Source organism: Shewanella sp. SR43-4 (assembly GCF_014163845.1).
GTDB lineage: Bacteria > Pseudomonadota > Gammaproteobacteria > Enterobacterales > Shewanellaceae > Shewanella > Shewanella vesiculosa.
The window spans coordinates 1-4,512 of the sequence record NZ_JACJEB010000036.1 but is presented as its reverse complement, the minus strand read 5'-3'; the positions used below and the strand labels follow the sequence as shown (position 1 = coordinate 4,512).

At 40.2% G+C, this 4,512-nt stretch carries 3 protein-coding genes; all 3 read left to right on the top strand.

Annotation, left to right across the window (positions count from 1 at the left end; genetic code table 11):
* The first annotated feature begins 194 nt into the window (after positions 1–194).
* The 3 genes from H5123_RS20180 to H5123_RS20170 are packed head-to-tail and all read left to right on the top strand — an operon-like array spanning position 195 to position 4,464.
* Complete coding sequence (locus H5123_RS20180) at positions 195–1,955, top strand: cytosine permease (RefSeq protein ID WP_182699075.1); 1,761 nt, start codon at positions 195–197, stop codon at positions 1,953–1,955.
* Between the two features lie 59 nt (positions 1,956–2,014).
* Positions 2,015–3,541 carry a mannitol dehydrogenase family protein gene (locus tag H5123_RS20175; RefSeq protein ID WP_404948332.1) on the top strand — a complete coding sequence of 509 codons (1,527 nt, stop codon included), beginning with the start codon at positions 2,015–2,017 and terminating at the stop codon, positions 3,539–3,541.
* Positions 3,542–3,543: 2 nt separating this feature from the next.
* Complete coding sequence (locus H5123_RS20170) at positions 3,544–4,464, top strand: carbohydrate kinase (protein WP_182699073.1); 921 nt, start codon at positions 3,544–3,546, stop codon at positions 4,462–4,464.
* Positions 4,465–4,512: the final 48 nt, after the last annotated feature.

The window sequence follows — 4,512 nt, the reverse complement described above, 5'->3', positions numbered from 1 at the left end:
CAGCGAGTAAGTTAGCATCCATAATCTTACTAATACTAATACTTTAGTCATTAATAAGGACGATAAAAATATAAATGGGGTTATTATTTCTACTCAAGCGAAATAATAAATAGTCAGTAAAGGTTATACAGTATCACTTTATCATCGTTTTTAGGTGAGGGTTTTACTTATCTCCTAAACAGGAAATAAAAATAATGACAATAAGTCAACATGAGGCTTCATTCAAACTGATGAATGAAGAGCAACTTCCCGTTGCCAAAAATAAATTGCACGGTTGGAAACATTTTGCAGGTTTGTATGCTGGGGAGCATGTTGCCGCAACTGAATTTGTTATTGGGGCAACGTTTGTCGCTTTAGGGGCGTCGACCATTGATATTCTTTTAGGCTTACTTATTGGTAACCTACTAGCCATGTGTTCATGGTGGCTATTAACTGCACCAATTGCGGTCGAAACGCGTTTAAGTTTATATAATTACTTAAATAAAATTGCCGGCGATTCGATGACTAAGCTTTATAATTGGGCAAACGTGGTGATCTTTTCGGTGATATCGGCAGCAATGATCACTGTATCATCCACTGCAGTTCGCTTCTTGTTTGATATTCCCGCACAGTTAAATTGGTATCCCAGTAGTCTATGGTTTGTGATGATTGTATTAGCCGTTGGCTCAATTGTTGTTGTGGTCGCCATGTATGGTTTCTCGACTGTGGCAGATTTTTCTAAAATCTGTGCGCCTTGGTTATTTGTTATCTTCATCGCGGGTTCTTTTTCGTTATTCCCAGCGTTATCAAATCATGTGATTGGTAGCACCACTCTCAATAGCTGGCAAGATTTTATGACGATAGGTGATAGTTCAATCTGGACGGGCTTAAATGATAAAGGCGAGCCTGGTATTGGCTTGCTCGAAGTGATTGGTTTTGCATGGGCCGCCAATTCAATTACTCATTTCGGTTTGATTGATATGGCAATTTTTCGTTTCGCTAAACGTAAAAGTTATGGTTTATTATCAGGTGTCGGGATGTTCTTTGGTCATTACTTAGCGTGGATCTCCGCAGGTATTATGGGGGCGGGGACTGCCGTCATACTTAAGACCACTATTAGTCAACTCGATCCTGGTGATGTGGCATATCAAGCTCTAGGTTTTTCTGGCTTTGTGATTATTATTATTGCCGGTTGGACTACTGCTAACGCCAATCTCTATCGCGCAGGATTAGCTGCACAGTCGATATTTGTTAAACAATCTCGTGAACGGACTACTGCGATAGTCGGTCTTGTGACCATGGTGATTGCCTGTTTCCCGTTTGTATTTACTCAGATGTTACCCTTATTGACTTACGCTGGTTTATTAGTCGTTCCTGTGGGAGGCATAGTGTTTGCTGAACACGTGTTATTTCCTAAGATTGGTTTAACTCGTTATTGGGCTAAATATCAAAACTTAACCAAGAGCACTCCGGCAATTGCATCTTGGGCATTAGCACTCGTGTTTGGTTTTGGCCTAAATACGCTTGATATTATTTCATTTTATTATTTGTTTATTCCTACATGGATATTCACCATTATTATTTATACTTTATTAGCTAATAAATATGGTGCAGGTTTGGATTATTCTGAACATATTAAAGCTGATGAAATAGAGCAAAAGCAAATTGCACAATATCAGGATACTATGGCCAAAGGTGATAATCCTCACGTTGAAGACCACAGTAAATTAACGAAATTACTCAATGGTTTTGCATTTTTCTCATTAGTTATGATTAGCATTTTGGCGGCAAGAGTGATGTTTTATAGCCCAACGATGGAGATCTATGCCGTTAATAAATCACTGTTTGAAACCATCTGCCTGGTTTGTACTGTTATTTATTTTAGTTGTTCTTATGTCGCATTAAGAAGACATAAAAAATTAAATTATCATACTGCTGAACCAAGATTTATACGAACAACGGCAAATGAGTCTTAGTCTGAAGTGTTATTTGGTTCAAATAACATTCAGTTCCATCATTTATTATTTTATGAGGCATGTATATGCATCACGCTCAACAAGTAAGCGTTCCACTTAAGACCTTAAATCAACAATGTTTATCCACTTTACCTAGTGATGTTGATGTACCTAGGTACGATCGTAGTAAGTTAACAGCAGGTATCGTTCACATTGGTGTTGGCGGTTTCCACCGTGCTCATCAAGCGGTATACATTAATGAGTTATTAAAACAGCCGGGCTCTGAATCTTGGGCTATTTGTGGCGTTGGTTTATTAGAAGCCAATCGTAGTTTACGTGATGTGTTGGTTAAACAAGACTACTTATACAGTTTAACCGTGCGTCATCCGAATGGTCAGATTGATCATCAAGTGATTGGTGCTATGATTGATTTTCTGTTCGCACCAGAAAATAAGCAAGCCGTGATTGATCGATTGATACATCAACATACTAAAATTGTGTCACTGACAATTACTGAAGGGGGCTATAACTTTAACCCTGCTACGGGTGAGTTTGATTACTCTAACCCAGATATTATTCATGACATGAGTCATCCAGAAGATCCTATTACCGCATTTGGTTATCTAACTGCCGCATTGAAGCAACGTAAAATCAAAGGGATGAAACCTTTTACGGTGCAGTCTTGTGACAATATTCAGCATAACGGTGATATGACTCGTAAAATGCTGTTGGCATTTGTGAATAAAAACGATACTCAATTAGGCAAATGGATAGCAGACAATGTCTCGTTTCCTAATGCGATGGTAGATCGTATCACCCCAGTGACCACCAAAGCCGACATTGACTATGTTGCCAGTACCTTAGGTATTAATGATCAATGGCCGATCACGTGTGAAGCGTTTAGCCAATGGGTCATTGAAGATAATTTTAGTGATGGTCGTCCACCGTTAGATAATGTCGGTGCACAATTTGTGGCTGATGTTACTCCGTTTGAAAAAATGAAGATCCGCTTATTAAATGCTGGCCATTCAGTATTAGGTTTATTAGGCTCTATCCATGGCTTTGCCACCATTGATGAGTCAGTATCTGATCCACTATTTGCAGGCTACTTACGCCGCTTTATGGACGATGAAGTCACGCCGTTAATTGAACAACTTGAAGGGATTGATTTAACCCAATACAAAGACACCTTAATTGAACGTTTTGCCAATCCGAACATTAAAGACAGTTTGGCGCGTATTTGCTCAGAAAGTTCGGCAAAATTGCCTAAATTTATCATTGCATCGATTAATGAAAATATCGCCTTAGGCCGCGATAGCTCATTGGCGACTTTAGTGATTGCGGCATGGTGTTTATACAGTGATAAGCGCGTCGATCAGCAGGGGCAGACATTAGCGATTAGTGACCAAATGGCACCGCAATTACACGATTTTGCCAGCAAGACGTCGCAAGATCCGTTGGCTTTTTTACAGTTAAGCGATTTATTTGGTGATCTTTGTCATCAAGCAAGCTTTTGCCAAGATTATCGCCAAGCGATTGCGGCCTTATATGCACCAGAAAGTGAGATTAAAACCATTATGCAAGCAAGATTAGACGCTAAGGAATAGTGATGAACAGTATATTAATCAATCATAAAGCCACCGAAGATATCAATATCAGCTGTTTTGGTGAGGTATTATGGGACTGTTTTCCTGACGGTAAACGCGTTGGCGGCGCGCCGTTAAATGTCTGTGTCAGACTCAACGCCTTGGGGATTAAAGGGGCAATGATCAGTGCGGTTGGCGACGATCAATTGGGTCATGAATTATTGGCTTTCATTGATGAACGCGGCGTTAATCGGAATTGTATCGCCATTGATACCGAAAAAAGTACCAGTACAGTGCAAGTGAGCTTAGATAAAAGTGGTTCGGCGTCTTATGACATCGTCGCGGATACTGCGTGGGACAATATCGCATTAACTGACGCTATCATCGATCTTGTTCATTGTTCAGATGTGTTGGTGTTTGGCAGTTTAATCGGTCGAAGTGCGGTGTCACTTGGTACATTAACGGCGCTGGTAGGTTTAGCCAAATTTAGTGTGTTTGATGTCAATCTTCGTGCGCCACATTATCAACTTGAGAGTATTGTCGAGTTAATGAAGCAAGCAGATTTTATTAAGCTCAATGATGATGAACTCTACGAAATCGCTAAGGCCATGGGCTCGCCATTTCACTCACTTGAGCAAAATCTCGAGTTTATTGCTGTCCAAACCCATACCGATTATTTATGTGTCACCAAAGGCAGTCATGGTGCATTACTGAGTATTGCTGGGAAGAAGTATTATAATTCAGGTTATTTAGTCAATGTAGTTGATACCGTTGGCGCCGGAGATTCTTTTTTAGGGTCGTTACTGTATCAATTGTGCACTGATACTAATCCGCAGTATGCGATTGATTTTGCTTGTGCAGTGGGTGCTATGGTTGCTCAGTCTCATGGGGCTACGCCACAGCTGACGTTAAATCAAATCCAAGCGTTTATGTACCCAAAGTAAACAGTCCGATGTTTTTTTGTGTGAAGTGTGAGAAGTGTGAGAAGTGTG

Coding starts and splice junctions, on each gene's coding strand:
- H5123_RS20175 (WP_404948332.1), top strand. CDS start 2,015: ATGTATATGCATCACGCTCAACAAGTAAGCGTTCCACTTAAGACCTTA.
- H5123_RS20170 (WP_182699073.1), top strand. CDS start 3,544: ATGAACAGTATATTAATCAATCATAAAGCCACCGAAGATATCAATATC.
- H5123_RS20180 (WP_182699075.1), top strand. CDS start 195: ATGACAATAAGTCAACATGAGGCTTCATTCAAACTGATGAATGAAGAG.